Annotated in this window: 13 protein-coding genes; 7 read left to right on the forward strand and 6 right to left on the reverse strand. The window is 36.8% G+C overall.

Going from position 1 to position 17,523, the window contains the following annotated elements; all coding sequences use genetic code 11:
* Positions 1–34: 34 nt before the first annotated feature.
* The 3 genes from ilvC to MJY40_RS06505 all read right to left on the reverse strand — a co-directional run bounded on the left by ilvC (position 35) and on the right by MJY40_RS06505 (position 5,678).
* The gene (ilvC, locus tag MJY40_RS06495; RefSeq protein ID WP_317856180.1) at positions 35–1,021 is read right to left on the reverse strand and encodes a ketol-acid reductoisomerase; all 987 of its coding nucleotides are present in this window, start codon (positions 1,019–1,021) and stop codon (positions 35–37) included.
* Positions 1,022–1,510: 489 nt separating this feature from the next.
* Entirely contained in the window at positions 1,511–2,899 is a 1,389-nt protein-coding gene (locus MJY40_RS06500) for a sodium-dependent transporter (protein ID WP_317856181.1), read from the reverse strand.
* Positions 2,900–3,362: 463 nt separating this feature from the next.
* A complete protein-coding gene (locus tag MJY40_RS06505; protein ID WP_317856182.1) occupies positions 3,363–5,678 on the reverse strand; it encodes an LTA synthase family protein in 2,316 nt (771 codons plus the stop codon).
* 276 nt (positions 5,679–5,954) lie between these two features.
* On the opposite strand from MJY40_RS06505, the gene MJY40_RS06510 reads away from it, so the two are divergent.
* The 5 genes from MJY40_RS06510 (at position 5,955) to MJY40_RS06530 (ending at position 11,113) form a co-directional block, all read left to right on the forward strand.
* Positions 5,955–7,211, forward strand: a complete 1,257-nt coding sequence (locus MJY40_RS06510; RefSeq protein WP_317856183.1) for an LCP family protein — start codon at positions 5,955–5,957, stop codon at positions 7,209–7,211.
* Positions 7,212–7,249: 38 nt separating this feature from the next.
* Positions 7,250–8,671: an LCP family protein gene (locus tag MJY40_RS06515; protein ID WP_317856184.1), complete on the forward strand. Its 1,422-nt coding sequence runs from the start codon at positions 7,250–7,252 to the stop codon at positions 8,669–8,671.
* Between the two features lie 14 nt (positions 8,672–8,685).
* Positions 8,686–9,312 carry a uridine kinase gene (gene udk, locus MJY40_RS06520; RefSeq protein ID WP_317856185.1) on the forward strand — a complete coding sequence of 209 codons (627 nt, stop codon included), beginning with the start codon at positions 8,686–8,688 and terminating at the stop codon, positions 9,310–9,312.
* A 383-nt stretch (positions 9,313–9,695) separates the two neighbouring features.
* A complete protein-coding gene (locus MJY40_RS06525; RefSeq protein ID WP_317856186.1) occupies positions 9,696–10,331 on the forward strand; it encodes a sigma-70 family RNA polymerase sigma factor in 636 nt (211 codons plus the stop codon).
* A complete protein-coding gene (locus MJY40_RS06530) occupies positions 10,328–11,113 on the forward strand; it encodes an anti-sigma factor family protein (RefSeq protein WP_317856187.1) in 786 nt (261 codons plus the stop codon). Before MJY40_RS06525 ends, MJY40_RS06530 begins: the two co-directional genes overlap by 4 nt.
* Before the next feature lie 44 nt (positions 11,114–11,157).
* On the opposite strand, the gene MJY40_RS06535 is transcribed toward MJY40_RS06530, so the two are convergent.
* Genes MJY40_RS06535 through MJY40_RS06545 form a run of 3 tightly spaced genes read right to left on the reverse strand, consistent with a single transcriptional unit; the run spans position 11,158 to position 13,584 of the window.
* Positions 11,158–11,784, reverse strand: a complete 627-nt coding sequence (locus tag MJY40_RS06535; RefSeq protein ID WP_317856188.1) for an NUDIX hydrolase — start codon at positions 11,782–11,784, stop codon at positions 11,158–11,160.
* 3 nt (positions 11,785–11,787) lie between these two features.
* A complete protein-coding gene (locus MJY40_RS06540) occupies positions 11,788–12,849 on the reverse strand; it encodes a tyrosine-type recombinase/integrase (protein WP_317856189.1) in 1,062 nt (353 codons plus the stop codon).
* A gap of 12 nt (positions 12,850–12,861) precedes the next feature.
* Positions 12,862–13,584: a tRNA 2-thiocytidine biosynthesis TtcA family protein gene (locus MJY40_RS06545; protein WP_317856190.1), complete on the reverse strand. Its 723-nt coding sequence runs from the start codon at positions 13,582–13,584 to the stop codon at positions 12,862–12,864.
* A 392-nt stretch (positions 13,585–13,976) separates the two neighbouring features.
* On the opposite strand from MJY40_RS06545, the gene MJY40_RS06550 reads away from it, so the two are divergent.
* Complete coding sequence (locus tag MJY40_RS06550; RefSeq protein ID WP_317856191.1) at positions 13,977–15,149, forward strand: glycoside hydrolase family 3 N-terminal domain-containing protein; 1,173 nt, start codon at positions 13,977–13,979, stop codon at positions 15,147–15,149.
* 101 nt (positions 15,150–15,250) lie between these two features.
* Positions 15,251–17,482 carry a RelA/SpoT family protein gene (locus tag MJY40_RS06555; protein WP_317856192.1) on the forward strand — a complete coding sequence of 744 codons (2,232 nt, stop codon included), beginning with the start codon at positions 15,251–15,253 and terminating at the stop codon, positions 17,480–17,482.
* Positions 17,483–17,523 lie beyond the last annotated feature (41 nt).

Consider the following 17,523-nt stretch of genomic DNA (forward strand, 5'->3'; position numbering starts at 1 on the left):
TGTCCAATGATTGTGGTAAATGTGTAATTTAAAATCAGTGTTTTTTCATATGAGCTCTCAAATCAGCGCCAACAGGTTCGCAAATGTGTTGTTTTTGCATTCTTCTCATTGCGTTGAATCTTGGTCTGCCAGTTCTGTTTTCCAAAATCCAGTTTTCTGCAAAAGTACCATCTTGGATATCTGTCAAAATACCTTTCATGTGTGCTTTTACTTCAGGAGTTACCACTCTAGGGCCAGCTGTATAATCGCCATATTCAGCAGTATCGCTGATTGCATTTCTCATGGAGCTGAAACCATCAGCAACAACCAAGTCGATGATCAATTTCATTTCATGGATACATTCGAAGTAAGCATTTTCTGGTTGGTAACCAGCTTCTACCAAAGTTTCGTAACCAGCTTTCATCAAAGCAACAACACCACCACATAAAACAGCTTGTTCACCAAACAAGTCAGTTTCTGTTTCATCTTGGAATGTAGTTTCCAATACACCAGCTCTTGTAGCACCAATTGCATCAGCATATGCCAAAGCAGTTTCTTTTGCAGTACCAGTAGCATCTTGGTAAATTGCAATCAAAGCAGGAACACCAAAATCTTCCAAGTATGTAGTTCTAACAACAGGACCAGGACCTTTAGGAGCAATCATGATAACGTCAACATCAGCTGGAGGAATGATTTGACCAAAGTGAATGTTGAAACCATGAGCGAAAGCCAATGTAGAACCAGATTTCAAGTAAGGTTTGATATCTGTTGCATACATAGCTGCTTGTGTTTCGTCATTTACCAAAATCATAACAAGGTCAGCAATTTTAACAGCATCAGCAGTGAGCATTACAGGCAAACCGTCTGCTTCAGCTCTTTCTTTGCTTTTGGAGCCTTCGTACAATGCAACTGTAACATCAGCGCCACTATCTTTCAAGTTTTGTGCATGTGCATGACCTTGAGCACCATAACCTACGATAACAACTTTTTTACCAAGAAGTGCTTGTTTGTTTACATCATTTTCATAATACATCTTTGCCATAGTCTTAATCTCCTTTTTCCTGTTCTGTAGTTGTAAGATACTAAAATACAAAAAGGCTATACAGCGAATTAGCCGTATAGCCTTCAAATGGATACATCAACACATACATCCTACCATTTGAGTTCAGTTTCAGCAATTCCCTTTTTGTCTATCAAAATTAGCCTCATTCAATAGGTCAATGAGGAGGTTACTAATTCGAAGGACGTATAGGCGATTTGTTGTTTGGTCAAATGTTTTCATGTCAATTCTCCTTTTCTTGCAAATGTTATGTATGTAAGTTTATACACTAATTGTATTTTTGTCAATACATTTTTTTTGAAAATTTAACTTCTTTTGCAAAAGCAGGGTAAAACGCTACAAAAGGAAAGTTTAAAAGGTGTATTTTCATTGATTTTTGTATGCAATATGTACAAAAAAACCTCCCAAGCCAGAAACTTGAGAGGTTTTGCATATCAAATTATAATGTTATTACAGTGTATATTTTTGGTATTAGGAGATAGCCATACCAAAGATCATACCAGCAACCAAGATACAAACGATTGCGATAGGAGCAACATATTTTACCATTACAACCCAAATTGGAGCCAATTTGAATTCATATTTACCATCAGATGTAGCTTCTTTGATTGCATTGTCTGTTCCCCAAATCCAACCAACGAATACAGTGGTAACAAGAGCACCCAAAGGCAAAAGCAAACGGTCTGTAAGGTATTCCATAAAGTCCCCAAGGATAGGGAATTGTATACCATCAATGCTCCACCAAACACCATGGATATCCATGTATGCTTGAGACAATGTGTAGAATACACCGATCACAAAGAGAACAACGGATACAGACAAAACAACTTTTTTACGTTCCATACCTTTTTCTTCTACCAAGAATGCAACGGTACCTTCCATAATAGAAACGGAGGAAGTAAGTGCTGCAAAGAAGAGCAAAGCGTAGAACAACGTACCAAAGATTGTACCACCAGGAATTGCCATAAATACACCAGCCAAAGTAGCAAAAGCAAAGCCACCGCCCATACCAGGTTCAATACCTGTAGCGAATACAGCAGGAATAATCATGAAACCAGCAAACAAAGCAACCAATGTATCAAGAACACAAATGATACCAGTGTTTGCAACCAAGTTTTCGTCTTTGCTCAAGTAGGAAGAGTATGTAATCATAACGCCCATACCAAGAGAAAGAGAGAAGAATGCTTGACCCAAAGCAACCAAGAAAGTGTTGAAATTAACTGTAGAGAAATCCACATTGAACATATAAGCCAAACCATCGCTTGCACCAGGAAGTGTACAAGAACGAATCATCAAACCAACCAAAAGGATGAACAACAAAGGCATAAGAACAGAACTTAATTTTTCAATACCTTCTGAAACACCACGACTGATAACAAAAGATGTCAAAGCCAAGAAAATGAGAGGGAAAATGATAGCACCTTTGAGAGGGAAACCATTCACACCCAACATATCCAAGAAATAAGCCATAGGATCTGCATATACAACAGAAGATTCAGTGATATAGCCAACGATATAATTGATTGTCCAACCACCAACTTGACAGTAGTAGCATAAAATGATGAAACCTGTCAAAACACCAAGCCCACCAATCCAAGCATATTTTGCATTCAATTCACGAAGTGCACCAATTGCATTTTTTTGTGTTTTACGACCAATTACAAATTCTGCGAGCATTACAGTAGTTCCAATCAAAGCAATCAAAAGGATGTAGATGAGCAAGAAAGCACCGCCACCATTTGCATACGCTTTGCCAGGGAATTTCCAAATGTTACCAAGACCTACTGCGGAACCTGCTGCAGCCAAAACGAATCCTAACTTGGAACCAAATTGACCACGATTTTCAACTGAAGTTGACATAAAAACCCCTCCTTACAAATTATAATAGAATAATAAATAGCCCTTGTTTCTTCAAATCTACCAAACCCAATTTTCCCTCAAAAAATTTGTACAATTTGAAAATGAAACAAGTAATGAATCTGTAATTATGAAGATGTCTAAAATCATATGTAAACAACTGAAATCTTATACAATTTTCATATTTACAAAATTATTATACAATACTTTTTGCATAAAAACAATGCAAAAATGTAATGCAATCGATAAAAAAATAAAAAAATAAAAAAATAACGCAAAAAACTAGTGAAAATCACTACTGGTACGAAAAAAACAACAATCTAAAAAGGTTTTTTGCATACAAAAAATAATTGTAACTGGTTACATAAGTGTAAAACTAGTAAATATAACAAAAACCGACAATGTTTGTTTCTTTAAAAGAAATGAAATATTCTGAAAAAAAGCCACGAATCATCGTGGCAAAGTGTTATTCTATATGAATTTCATCAGGGATATCGTTATTTTCTGTGATGCCATCTGGTGCAATGGTTAATTCAGAGGAAACTTCTGTGGTATCTGTTGTAATTTCTTCAATATACAGGATTTCTTCCTCATACATTAGTTCTTCTTCAGGAGATTCTTCTATATAATTGGAATCAACAGGCATATCTATCTCATCTTCAGAATCCACTGTGTCAGAAGTGGTATTTTCTTCCAAAATATTTTCTTCCAAATGAGTTTCTTCTATTATAATATCTTCATCTGTAGTGATAGGCATTTCTTCAATTGGCTCTTCAGGTTCCAACACAATCGCTTCTTCAGGAATATATACCTCTTCTACAACTGGTTCTGCAATAGGAATCGGTTCTGGTATAATATCCAAATCATCTACAGCATCAATGACTTCATCAGTGGTTTTATAGTGCTGCCAAGATAAGAAGAAATTCAATTCTTCCAAAGCAGCTTCTGGCATTCTGGAAGAATAAGTTCCATCTGCTTCCATATAAATGTTCTTTGTTGCAATGGGTAAGCTACCCAAAAGGTCATAAGCATAATCAAAATATGGTGAAAGTCCATCCAGTTGCAACACTTCTGTCAGTAGTGGCGTCAAATAATGGGCACTGATGATACCATCTTCTGGAAGATTGCTATTTTCTGCATTTTCTTTGATGTTTGCCAATTCCATAGCAGCGTCATTGCTCCATACCACAAAAGGCACTTCATACATAGCCAATTGTTCGGTATAGTTGCCATTTGGATCAATGGGATAGTCCAAAATATCAAAGAATTCTTTACCATTGGTGAAACATGGCAAATGATCTCCATAATATACAATGACAACAGGTTCCTCCAATTCAGCAACATAGTCACGAAGTCTAGCCAATTGCAAATCAGCATCTGTAATACCCTTGGAGTATTGATTCAACAAATCATACTCAAAGCTGGTCAAATTCACATCAGATGTAAACAACTCATCAATAGGGCCAAATCGACTTTCATATGGGCCATGATTTTGGATGGTAACGGTAAAGGAAAAGAGCGGTGCATCTGTTGTAGCCAAATGTTCCTCAAAGGTTTCAATGATTTTATCCATTGTGGCAGTTTCATTGACATATCCACCAATACCCTGTGTTGCCAAATCAAAGGAATCTTCCAAAAAATAAGCAGCTTCAAATCCCAAACGAGGATAAGCAAGATTTCTGTCATAAAACCATTCATAACCTGGATGGATTGCAAGGGTATCATAACCAATTGCTTGTAATCTGCGGGGTAAAGCATCTGTCGGTGTTTCGATATATTCATAGGATGCCAATGGTCGATTCAATAAGCTTGTAGAAAAACCAGTCAAAACATCAAATTCTGTGTTTGCAGTGCCGCCACCATAACCAGGAACCACAATCTTACCACCAAATCCATTGTCACTTGTTTGCATTGCTTTGAATTCTTGGAGTGGATCACGTGTATTGGAATAATCCAAGTGAGGGTTGTCTGTCAAATCAGAAAAAGCTTCACCCATAATCATAATGATATGTGGCAATTCTTGTTCAGAATCAATTTGAGGCAGTGCATCCAAACTAGAAAAAGTGGGCAAATCATAAGTTTCAGGAATCAATGTATTTTCTACAAACAGTTGATGGAAGAAGGAATATACCAAACCTCTTGCATCATATTGTTGGTTGATACCAGAGGTGATTGTATTAATGGGAAAAGAATCGTATAAATCTTCGTCTTTGTATAAGGATTTACTGCAAGAAAACACCAAAATCATCAATAGGCAACAGATACCACGCAACCAAATCGGCAATCGTTTTTCTTTGCAACCACGATATATGAAAACCAAAAGCACAAGAAGCACAACCAAACCAACACCAATCAATACCAATAGATATTTTGGATATGTTTTTACAATGGTAATGGCTTCGTTGACCAAAGAAGTATCTGTTGGCAACAGGGGTTCGTTTCGCAATGTCATTTTCACCACATGGATTGCAGCAGCAACAGCAAACAGAAGTGCTGTCAACAAACAAGCAAAAACACGCTTTCCACCAATACAGTATAAAACAAACATAGTGGTGATAATGGGTAGCGTATTCAAAAATCCAACCATTGCAAATGATTTGTAGTTGGAAATTAAGGTGGTGGCATCGGTTGGAATGAAGTTCATCAAAATTCCAGAAATGGCATAAGATGCAATGACAACAAAAAGAATGGACACCAAAAGATGACCCAATACAAGCGTTGGCTTGTTGGTATTTGTTGTTTCTTGCATTGGTTCTTGGATGACTTCTTCGTTTTCTTCCATATCAATACCTCCTAATGTGATACACAGTAACTTTTATTATAACCAAAAATAAAATCCATGTAAAGGAAATGTAAAGTATAATGAAAGAATTTTTGTTGAAACTGTGATTATTATGCGTTTAATTGGTGTTTTAAGTCCTTAGAAAAAATTAACATTTCTTTAATTTTGCAGATAATGACAATTTTCTATTGTAAGGTAAATTAACTTTTGGTATAATCTACTGTGACCTTGTATGATACAATGGATAAGTATGTTATTTAACATAAGGAGATTCAAATGTCAAATAAAGATGAACAGCGTTCCAAATGGGATGGTCAACGCAGACCAAGACAAAACCATGAAAAACGTTATAAAGAAAATAGAAAACAAGATGTGAAACGAACACGAAGACATAGAGAAGAAAAACAAGAACTGGAATATTATCATAGACCAGAAAAGGAACAACGTGAATATAGACCAGAATTTGACGCAATGCAACGCAATAGAAGAATTCGTAGAAAAAAAGAAGCAAAGAAAAAGAAACAAAATTTGCGTATTGTCATTTGGCTTGTGGTTTTGGCAATTTTCTTTGGTGTTGTATATGCTGGCTCCAAAGCAATGGTGACCATCAAAACTTGGGAAAGCAAAGCAGAAGTTTCTGATTTCCAAGCAGTGAATTTCACAGTTTCTTCATCAGCACCAGTGAAAACATCAGACCAAATGGTGAATATTGCTGTGTTTGCAACAGATGAAGATGGATATAGAGCAGATGTCAATTTCCTAGTGAATTTCAATATGGATACTATGGCAATCAATTTGATTTCTGTTCCAAGGGATACAAGAGTTACCATGACACCAGATATGACTTCCTATTTGGAAAGTTTGGATCGATATGTACCAGAACAAAATGGTGTATATGGTCAATGTAAGCTGACAGAAGTACATGCATATGCTGGTTCTGGCAATCGCAATACATTTTCTGTTGCAATGATGGAAAAGATATTGGATGTGGAAATAGATTACTATGTGAAGGTCAATATAGATGGATTTATTGACATTGTAGATGCAATTGGTGGCGTGGATATGTATGTACCAATGGATATGTACTGGGATATGTCTGATACAGGTGGTCCAATCATTGATTTGCAAGAAGGATATCAACATCTAAATGGAGAAGCAGCAGAACAATTGGTTCGTTTTAGAGAAGGATATGCTGCAAAAGATTTGGCACGTATTGAAACCCAACAAGCGTTTATGACAGCGTTTATGGAAAAAATCATGAGTACAGAATCTTTGTTGAATAATATGGATAATTTGGTAAAAGTGGCTTTGGACAATACAGAAAGCAATGTAACCTTGGCAGATGCTTTGGGTTATTTGCAATACTTACCACAAATCGACTTATCAAAGGTAACTATGGTCACCATACCAGGTGAAGGTGGTTCTTACTTTGATCATGATGTGGAAGGAACCAAAGAATTGATTGACGAATTGGTTTATGGTAAAGTGGAAGTAACTGCACCAATTGATGTAACAGAAGATGAGGTTGCATAAAGATCTGCAAATTCGATGAAAGATATAGGTGGACTAAAATGAGATTAAAGCAAAAAAGCAAGAAACCCAAGAAAACAAAAAAAACCAAAAGAAGTACAAGTTCAGGGAACAAAGGACGTTTGGTGACATTGTTTTGCAAAACTGTTTGTGCAATTGTTTTGGCTTTTGTAATTTTGGCAGGTGGCGGATGCTTTGCCTACTATAAAGTAACTGGACAAATGCCCTTTGCAGATGAGGAAATCACAGAAAATGGTGTTTTGAGTACAAATGCATCTGATGCCAGTTTCTTGGACGCACTCCTAAAGAAAAATATCAAAATGAATGTGGCAATCTTTGGTGTTGATGTGGATACAGGTAGTGAACGTTCTGATACTTGTATGGTGGTGCATTTTGAAAGTGCAACTGGCGAAATCAGCATTTTGTCTATTCCAAGGGACACTAGAATCACCTTCTGTGATGAAGTACGTCAATACTATAGTGCAAATGGTAGAGGATATGACTATGTAGGCAAATTCAATTCTGTGTATGCATATGGTGGCAAAGACTATGGTGCCCAAGGTGCAGTGATGCAAATTGAAGATTTGCTTGGTATTTCCATTGACCATTATGTGAAGGTAGACTTGGAAGCATTCACTGCAATTGTAGATGCCATTGGTGGCGTAGAATTCTATGTTGCTGAAGATATGTATAAAGATATGTCTGATACAGGGGATATCGTAATCGACTTAGAAGAAGGGTATCAACTTTTGGATGGTGCAGCAGCACAGGCTTTGGTGCGTTATCGTGGTTATGACAATGCAGATATTGGACGTGTGGCAGTGCAACAAGACTTTATTGCAGCTTTGGCAGATAAAATTGTCAGCACAGAAACCATATTGAAAAATTTACCAGATTTGATTTCTGTTTTGTATGAATATGTGGATACAGATGTCACATTGACAGATGCATTGAAATACATCAACTATGTGGATACCATTGATATGGATAAAATGGAGGCATATACTTTGCCTGGTTATGGTCAATACATTGGTGGTGTTTCCTATTACTTGCATTATGTAGACGAAACCAAAGAATTGGTAGACGAAATCTTCTATAGCGTAACACCAGTAACCACTTTGTTGCCAACTTCTGCCATTGAGGATGAAGAGGTAGAAGTGGAAGAGGAAGTTGAAATTGTAGATACAAAAGATTTGATCATTGAGGTTTCCAATGGTGGTAGTGTCAGTGGTTTGGCTGGCAACAAGAGCACAATGTTGGAAGATGCTGGCTACCAAATGGCAGAACCAACCACTTATGGTGGCGACCGCAATTCCTATACCAGAATCCAAGTCCAAGAAGATGGAATTGGTGAAGATTTGTTGCAATATTTTAACGATGCAAAAATTGAAGTAGCACCAGACGCAGTGCCAGATGGTGTGGATATTCGAATTATTTTAGGTACAAACGAAACATTAGATTAAGTTGGAGGGATTTTATGGAAGATATCATGGTCATTGGTATTGCAGGTGGAACAGGTAGCGGTAAAACCACATTTACCAATAGTTTGAAGGAAAAATTTGGTGCAGATGTGACAGTGGTATACCACGATAATTATTACAAACGTCATGACGAAATGCCATATGAAGATAGATGTCTTTTGAATTATGATCATCCAAATGCATTTGAAACAGAGTTGATGATTGACCATTTGGAACAATTGCGTTCTGGCAAATCCATCACATGCCCAATATATGATTTTTCTGTCCACAATAGATCCAACGATACAATGGAAATATTCCCAACAAAGGTTATTGTCATTGAAGGGATTTTGATTTTTGAAAACAAAGCATTGCGTGACTTGATGGATATTAAAGTCTTTGTGGATACAGATGCAGATGAACGTATTTTGCGTCGTATTTTACGAGATGTAAAGGAACGTGGCAGAAGTTTGGATTCTGTTGTATCTCAATATTTGACAACAGTAAAACCTATGCATGAACAATTTGTGGAACCAAGTAAAAAAATGGCAGATATCATTGTTTTGGAAGGTGGTAATAATTTGGTTGCATTGGATATTTTGATGCAACGTGTACACAATCACTTAGTAGGAACAACAATGTAAATGTCATTCAGAGGAATGAAATGACGAAGAATCTTAAAATATAAAAATTGGTAGGGGTAGATTCTATATCCACTCATAGTTTGTAGAAAAATATATTTATCAATTTGTGTTTGAAATAAGATGTTTTTGAATAAAGTTTACGTCCACGCTTTTCAAAGGGTGGTGGTTGTTAAGGCAACGCCTTAAGGTCTTAAATATTTTAAAAGAGCGTTTTTGAAGGGGTTGGGGAACTTTTCGCAATAGAAAAAAGTTCTTCAAGGTCTTGCTTTTGTATAATTTTATAATGAAATGAATTTTTTGACAGTCTGTAGGGGTGGATTCTATATCCACCCGTATTTTTTCAAAAAAATTAGAAATTCTAAAGAAAAAGGGTGGTGAAATAGATGCAAGAACAAGAAAACAAACAACGTCAATTGGAGCTGGTCAAAAAAGCAAAAGCAGGAGATATGCTGGCTTTTGAAGATTTGATTGTACAATATGAAAAAATGATTTATAACGTGGCACTTAGGATGATGAATCATTCAGAAGATGCCTATGATATGGCACAGGAAGTGTTTATCAAAGCCTATCGTTATTTGGATAAATTTGATGAACGATCAGCATTTTCTACGTGGTTGTATCGCATTGCAGTAAACACTTGTATTGATGAAATGCGAAAACGTAAGGGCAAACAAACACAATCTTTGGACAATGAGTTGCAAAATGAAGATGGTAGCTGGAAACAAGAAATTGCAGATCCAGATGCAACACCAGAAGAAGCGGTTTTGCAAAAGGAAGAACAAAGTGAAATTATGCAGGCTTTGGATACCCTATCTGAAGAACACAAAACCATAGTGGTATTGCGGGATATACGAGGATTGTCCTATGAAGAAATTGCAGAAATTACAGAAACCAGTTTGGGTACTGTAAAATCAAGGCTTTCCAGAGGGCGAAAGCAATTGCAACAGGAAATTTTGAAAATATGGGAACAAAATGGAAAAACATACGTCATAAACAAAGAAAGGAGGGGTAGAACATGAATTGTGATACATGCAAGGAATTGATGTGGTTTTATTTAGAAGAAACAGTGACATCAGAAGAAAAAACAGCAATGGCTGATCATATAGCACACTGTGAAGGGTGTCAAAGGGAATTGGAAGCAATCAAACAAATGAAGAACATGTTGGGAACCCTTCCAGAAGTGGATGTGCCTGATGATTTCCATGAAACTTTGATGGAAAAATTCAATCAAGAAGCAAAGAAAGAAACAAAAGTGATTTCTTTTGCAGAACATAAAAAAGATAAGTTCAAATGGAGAAATATGGGGCTTGTTGCAGCAGCAGTTTGTTTGGTGGTGGTTGGTAGCACAACAGGAAATTTCTTTAATATGGGATCGGATTCTGCATCCAGTTCTTCTGCACCAATGGCAGAAGCTAGGGTTATGGATGCACCAATGGAAACAGCTGAAATGGAAGAATCTGCAGTTGAGTATACAGAAGAAATGACTACAACAACAGAGTCTATGGATGAAATGGCAGTGTCAACAGCAAGTGGTGTGTCAGAAGCTTTGGCATATCAAGAAAGTTGGCAGGTTGTAGCAACAGATATGAATGCATTTTTCTTGGAAATGGAAGAAATGGTAGCAGAAGTAGATGGTATGATTATGTTAATGGATATGGATGCAGTAGAGGTATCCATTGCAGTTGACCAAAAAGATGTATTGTTGCAATTATTGGAAGAATCTTATGATGTGGCAGTTTCAACTTTGGAATCACCAGAATCTGATGTGATGTTTATTCGCATTGGATGTATAGAAGAATAAAAAAGAAACCGAGGTGCCAATATAAAGCACTTCGGTTTTTGTTGTTACAGACCATGTTTGATGGTTTCGATGATATTATGCAACATCATTGCAGTCAAACCCCAAATAGAGTGACCTTTGTATTCATAAAAATAACAGGGCATACGATAAGAGGTAAATGTATAATCTTTACCACCAACAATGCGATGGAAAGGAAAATCATCTTGTACAATGGTATCCATCACAAAAGGATGTACTTCAGGAGTTGTTTCCATTAAATGAGAAAGGGGTATGGTAAAAATTTCAGCAACTTCACTACAATTGGGCAAAGAATCGTGTAACACTTCATAGGGTACATAACCAATGAAAGGCTGCAAATATCGTTGCATAGACAACAAATAATCACTTTTGGCAATGAAGGTAATGGCATCCCTTGGAATACCCAATTCTTCTTCTGTTTCTCTAAGAGCGGTTTCCCATAGGCTTTCACTTTCTTCTTGGCGACCACCAGGGAAACAAATATCACCACCTTGGCGAATGTGTGGAGCACGCTTGTTGAGCACAAAGGAAAGTTCACCATTGCGTTCTGTCAGCAGTGCCATAATGCCAAAATAGCGTACCTTCATAATGGGTTTTACTTCTTTGTTTTCATATGTGGACTTGATATGTGTCAAAAGATTCTTTTCATCCATAGATTAATCCTTTCGTAGTTTGATTTTGGTGGAAGCACGTCGTCTTTGTGCATCTTCAATTTCAGCATAGTGCTTTTTGGTGGTGTTGACATCAGAATGTCCCAAAGCATCTGCAACCAAATAAATATCGCCTGTTTCATGGTATAAATTGGTGCCATAGGTACTACGTAGTTTATGTGGGGATATCTTCTTTGATGTTACACCTTGTGTATATTTCTTCACTAGTTTTTGTACAGAACGTACTTGAATACGTTTTCCTTGTGAAGATAAAAATAGGGCTTCTTCATTTTCTTCTTTGGTCACTGCTTGCAAACGTTGCTCCAAATAAGCACGCAAAGCGGTTTCTACCTCATCGCCAAAATAGATGAACACTTCGTCTCCACCTTTTCTGATGATGCGAATTGCATTGTTGCGAAAATCAATGTCTTTGATGTTGATACCAACACATTCAGAAACACGAATCCCAGTACCCAAAAGTAGGGTAGTCAAAGCCAAATCACGTACTTTGTAACGTTCATGATGTACCTTTTCACGTTCGGTTAGATGATTGCCAAATTCTACAGAATCCAAAAAATCAGCCATTTCATTGACATCCAAACGCACAATTTGCTTTTCATGGTGCTTAGGTGTATCCACAATTGCAGCAGGATTTGCAGGAATTTTCTTTTTCTTGTAAAAATAATTGAACATGGAACGAATTGCAGCCAGTTTTCTGGATTTACCTTTGTTTTCATTGTGACGTTCTGTTGCATTTTCAGGATTTTCGTAATCAGGTGCTATATAATAGGATAGATATTCCAAAAAATAATCAATATCTTCAGATTCAATGGATTCCAAAGATGAAACCGTCAAATCTTTTCTTTCAACACCACCCAAAACACGATGTTCTTCAAATAAATAACGGAAGAACACACGCAAGTCATATGCATAGGCAAGTCTTGTTTTTGGAGAAGTTGTCTGGGCAATCCCAACGAAAAAAACACGCAAAAAATCAGGCAATTCCTGTTGAATTTCCCTAAGACGCTGAATATCACGTTCTTTGCTTTCTGCTTGGTAGTTGCTCATAAAATCATCCTCTTACAATTCACCATTCCAACCCTTTAAATTGGAGCGTTTGATGGCACCAAAGACTTTTTCTTGCAAATTATCATAGTCTTTTCCCAAAATTTCCAATAAATCCTTTGTTTCTTGACGTTTCGTATTACCATCCACAAGACATGGATTTTTTACAATATCAATACCACTTTTTACAATAAAACTTTTTGCTTCCCATTCAGGTACATACATCAATGGACGAATGGAGTACAAATCCATACGATCCAAATAGCTGACTGGTGCAAAACAGTTGATTCGACCTTCATAGAATAGAGACATAAAGAAGGTTTCTACAACATCATCTTTATTGTGACCCAAAGCGATTTTGTTACAACCCAATTCTTTGGCTTTGTCATTCAAAGCACCTTTACGCATTTTTGCACATAGGGAACATGGATTTTTTTCTTTTCTTTCATAAAAAATAATATTGCCAATTTCTGTATTCACCACATGATATGATACACCGATTTCTGCACACAATGCTGCAATGCCATCAAAACTGGCACCAGGCAATCCCAAGGAAACGGTGATGGCTTCCAATTCAAATTTCTTTGGATAAAAACGTTGCAAATTTTTCAATGCCAACAATAGACAAAGGCTATCTTTGCCACCAGATACGCCAATTGCAATTTTGTCACCTTCTTGTATCATATCATAATCATCCACTGCACGACGCACATAGCTCAAAAGTTTCTGTAATTTCATTGTATTCTCCTAATTTCAGTTATAAATTTCCATAGATAATTACATTATATCGAAAAATCAGAGGATTGTAAAATGAAAAGAGTTGGTTTTTTGAATTGTAGGATTTTTGTAAAGAAATATACCACCATCATAGAAATAAAATCCTTTTCCAAATCCCAAAAACAAGGTATAATTAGAATATCTTGTTTTGTTTGATTGACTGATTGATTGTAGATTATTTATATAATATGTAGTGTAATGTAATGTAGGGGATGGCGTCCTCGACATCCCGTCATAAATTGCCACAAACTCAATCATGCAGTGTAGGGTTGATTCACGAATCAACCGTCATCCTACAGATTATAAGCATTTGATATAATATATCACTAAAGTAGAAACAAAAAGGAGCAAATATGAAAAACAATAAATGGATTTTATTACCTCTGATGGCAACATTGGCATTCAGTGGATGTAGCAAAACGTCAGAAGCAGAAGCAACAGAAGATGTGATTCCAGAAGTAACTGCAGAAGCAATTATGGAAAATACAGAACTCACCTTAGAAGAACAAGTTTCAGCTTTGATGGACACCATGACCATTGAAGAAAAAATTGGACAACTCTTAATGTGTGATTTTCGTACCAATGCAGATGGCACACCTATGACAGAATTGTCAGAAACAGCAGCAGAAGCCATTGCCAACTACAACTTGGGTGGTGTGGTTTTATTTGCAGAAAATCTGGATACAGCAGAGCAAACCAAAACTTTGATTTCAGATATCAAAGCATTGTCTGATATTCCCATGTTTATTGGTGTAGATGAAGAAGGTGGCTTGGTTTCCAGACTCAACAAAAGTGAAATTCCACATGAAGTGATTCCAGATGCAGCAACTTTAGGCACTGTAGAAGAAGTATCACGTGTGGGAACTGTCATTGGTGAAACTTTATTTGATTTGGGTTTTAATGTGGACTTTGCACCTGTTGCAGACGTCAATACCAATCCAGAAAATACAGTTATTGGCACACGTGCTTACTCTTCTGATCCATTCTTTGCAGCAGATATGGTAGGCGCATTTGTAGAAGCCATCCAAGAAACAGGGGTATATGGTTGTGTGAAACATTTCCCGGGACATGGTGATACAGCTGGAGATAGCCATGATGGTTCTGTATATGTAGACCATGATTTGGAAAGATTGGAATTGGTGGAATTTTTACCATTTAAAGAAGGGATTGCAGCAGGCGTCAAATTTGTTATGGTGGGACACATTCAAACACCAAATGCAACTTCTGATCATTTGCCAGCAACTTTATCCAAAGAATCTGTGGATTTGTTGCGTAACAACCTTGGATATGATGGCATTGTCATTACAGATGCTATGAATATGCAAGCCATTGTCCAATATTACGGTGCTGGAGAAGCATGTGTTATGTCCATTTTAGCAGGTGTGGATATTGTATTGATGCCAGAAGACTACCATGAGGCATATGCTGCTTTGTTGGAAGCGTATGATACAGGTAGATTGACAGAAGAAAGAGTGGATGAAAGTCTTGTGCGAATTTTATCAGAAAAAATGACGATAGATTTGTAAAAAATGTTGTAAATCCATCCAAATTACTTGAAAAAACTTTGTGAAAGCAGTATAATAAATCTTACAGTTTCATTATAAAATAAAAAAAGGGGGTGAATGATATGACAGTAGAGGAACAATTGTACCAAGAGTTGATTGCAAAAATTCAAAAGTACCATCCATCTAAAGATTTTGCATGGATTGAAAAGGCATATCATTTGGCTGTAGATGCACATAAGGATCAAAAGAGAAAATCTGGAGAGCCATATATCATTCATCCACTCAAAGTGGCTTATATTTTGGCAGAGTTGGAATTGGATATGGAATCCATTGTTGCAGGGATTTTGCATGATGTCATTGAAGATACAGTGTATACCTATGAGGATATCACCAACCTATTCAGTGAAGAAATTGCAATTCTTGTGGATGGTGTTACCAAATTGGGTAAACTTTCCTACTCTACAAAGGAAGAAATGCAAGCAGAAAACTATAGAAAAATGTTCTTGGCAATGGCAAAGGATATTCGTGTTATTTTGATCAAATTGGCGGATAGACTCCATAATATGCGTACCTTGAACTATATGACTTTGGCAAAACAAAGAGAAAAAGCCCAAGAAACATTGGATATTTACGCTCCTATTGCACATCGTTTGGGGATTTCCAAAATTCGTATTGAAATGGAAGATCTTTGTTTCAAGTACTTGGAATCAGAAGCCTATTTTGACTTGGCAACCAAAATTGAAAAGAAACGTGTGGAACGTGAAGCATTCGTTAACAATATTGTGGATGAAGTCAGAGCCAAAATGGAAGAAGCTGGTATCAAAGGCAAAATTGAAGGTAGAAGTAAGCATTTCTTTAGTATTCATAAAAAAATGCGTAACCAAAATAAAACAATTGACCAGATTTATGACTTGTTTGCAGTGCGTGCCATTGTAGACGATGTCAAAGATTGTTATGCAGTTTTGGGGATTGTACATACCATGTATACCCCTATGATTGGTCGTTTCAAAGATTATATTGCAATGCCAAAACAAAATATGTATCAATCTTTGCACAACACATTGATTGGTCCCAATGGACAACCATTTGAAATTCAAATTCGTTCTTGGGATATGCACAGAACCAGTGAATATGGTATCGCAGCCCATTGGAAATACAAAGAAGGTCATGCAGGACAAGATGCCACACAAAATGAAGAAGCAAAACTCGTTTGGTTGCGTCAAATCTTGGAATGGCAAAAGGATATGTCTGATAATACAGAATATCTTTCTGCAATCAAAGGCGATTTGAATGTATATACTTCTCAAGTATATGCTTTTACACCACAAGGTAAGGTTGTGCAATTGCCAAAAGATTCCACACCAATTGACTTTGCGTATATGGTGCATTCAGCTGTTGGCAATAAGATGGTTGGAGCTCGTGTCAATAGCAAAATGGTTACCATTGATTATAAAGTGCAAAATGGCGATATTGTGGAAATTATGACTTCCCAAAATTCAAAAGGTCCAAGTCGTGACTGGTTGAAATTGGTGAAGAGTACACAAGCCAGAAATAAAATCAAACAATGGTTCAAAAAAGAAGAAAAAGAAGACAATATCCTACGTGGTAAAGAGTTGTTGCTTGCAGAAATTAAGAAAAAAGGATATGTGGCATCAGATCTTTTGAGACCTGAATGGATGGATATTGCAAAAGATAAATACGATTTCAAAACTTGGGATTCTATGATGGCTGCCATTGGTTTTGGTGGGATCAAAGAAGGTCAAGTTGCCAATCGTTTGATTGATGAATTTGAAAAAGAAAAGAAAAAATTGCAACCACCAGAAAATCCAGAAGAAGTTTTGGGAAAATTGGTGGATACCAAACCACAAATCAAACGCAAAAAAAGTAAAAGTGGCATTGTGGTGGAAGGTGTTGGCGATGTTGCGGTTCGTTTCTCAAAATGTTGCAGTCCAGTTCCAGGAGATGAAATCATTGGTTTTGTCACTCGTGGACGTGGTGTGACCATCCATAGAACCGACTGTGTCAATGTGATGAACTTGAGTGAAGACGAACGTGGTCGTTTGATTGGTGCTGAATGGGATTCTCATTACACCAAGGGTGAAATTTTAAGTGCAGCCTATGCAGCTGAAATTTGCGTGGTTTCTAGGGATAGAACAGGACTTTTGTTTGAGGTCAGTCGATTAATTGCAGATGAAGACATTCCAGTCAAAGGCTTCAACATCAGAACCACAAAGGATTTCTTGGCGATTTTCAATATCACAATGGAAATTCGTACCAAGGAACAATTGGAACGTGTCACAAAACGTATTTTGGGTGTCAAAGGCGTATTGGAAATCACACGTGTAACTGGATAAAATAAAATCTAAATCGTTTTGTCATTTTAAAGGATGAAATG

Source organism: Chakrabartyella piscis (assembly GCA_030067835.1).
Classification (GTDB): Bacteria; Bacillota; Clostridia; order Lachnospirales; family Anaerotignaceae; genus Chakrabartyella; species Chakrabartyella piscis.

Excerpts from the sequence above, each read along its gene's own strand:
- ilvC (WP_317856180.1), bottom strand. The coding sequence starts at position 1,021 with ATGGCAAAGATGTATTATGAAAATGATGTAAACAAACAAGCACTTCTT.
- MJY40_RS06500 (WP_317856181.1), bottom strand. The coding sequence starts at position 2,899 with ATGTCAACTTCAGTTGAAAATCGTGGTCAATTTGGTTCCAAGTTAGGA.
- MJY40_RS06505 (WP_317856182.1), bottom strand. The coding sequence starts at position 5,678 with ATGGAAGAAAACGAAGAAGTCATCCAAGAACCAATGCAAGAAACAACA.
- MJY40_RS06510 (WP_317856183.1), top strand. The coding sequence starts at position 5,955 with ATGTCAAATAAAGATGAACAGCGTTCCAAATGGGATGGTCAACGCAGA.
- MJY40_RS06515 (WP_317856184.1), top strand. The coding sequence starts at position 7,250 with ATGAGATTAAAGCAAAAAAGCAAGAAACCCAAGAAAACAAAAAAAACC.
- udk (WP_317856185.1), top strand. The coding sequence starts at position 8,686 with ATGGAAGATATCATGGTCATTGGTATTGCAGGTGGAACAGGTAGCGGT.
- MJY40_RS06525 (WP_317856186.1), top strand. The coding sequence starts at position 9,696 with ATGCAAGAACAAGAAAACAAACAACGTCAATTGGAGCTGGTCAAAAAA.
- MJY40_RS06530 (WP_317856187.1), top strand. The coding sequence starts at position 10,328 with ATGAATTGTGATACATGCAAGGAATTGATGTGGTTTTATTTAGAAGAA.
- MJY40_RS06535 (WP_317856188.1), bottom strand. The coding sequence starts at position 11,784 with ATGGATGAAAAGAATCTTTTGACACATATCAAGTCCACATATGAAAAC.
- MJY40_RS06540 (WP_317856189.1), bottom strand. The coding sequence starts at position 12,849 with ATGAGCAACTACCAAGCAGAAAGCAAAGAACGTGATATTCAGCGTCTT.
- MJY40_RS06545 (WP_317856190.1), bottom strand. The coding sequence starts at position 13,584 with ATGAAATTACAGAAACTTTTGAGCTATGTGCGTCGTGCAGTGGATGAT.
- MJY40_RS06550 (WP_317856191.1), top strand. The coding sequence starts at position 13,977 with ATGAAAAACAATAAATGGATTTTATTACCTCTGATGGCAACATTGGCA.
- MJY40_RS06555 (WP_317856192.1), top strand. The coding sequence starts at position 15,251 with ATGACAGTAGAGGAACAATTGTACCAAGAGTTGATTGCAAAAATTCAA.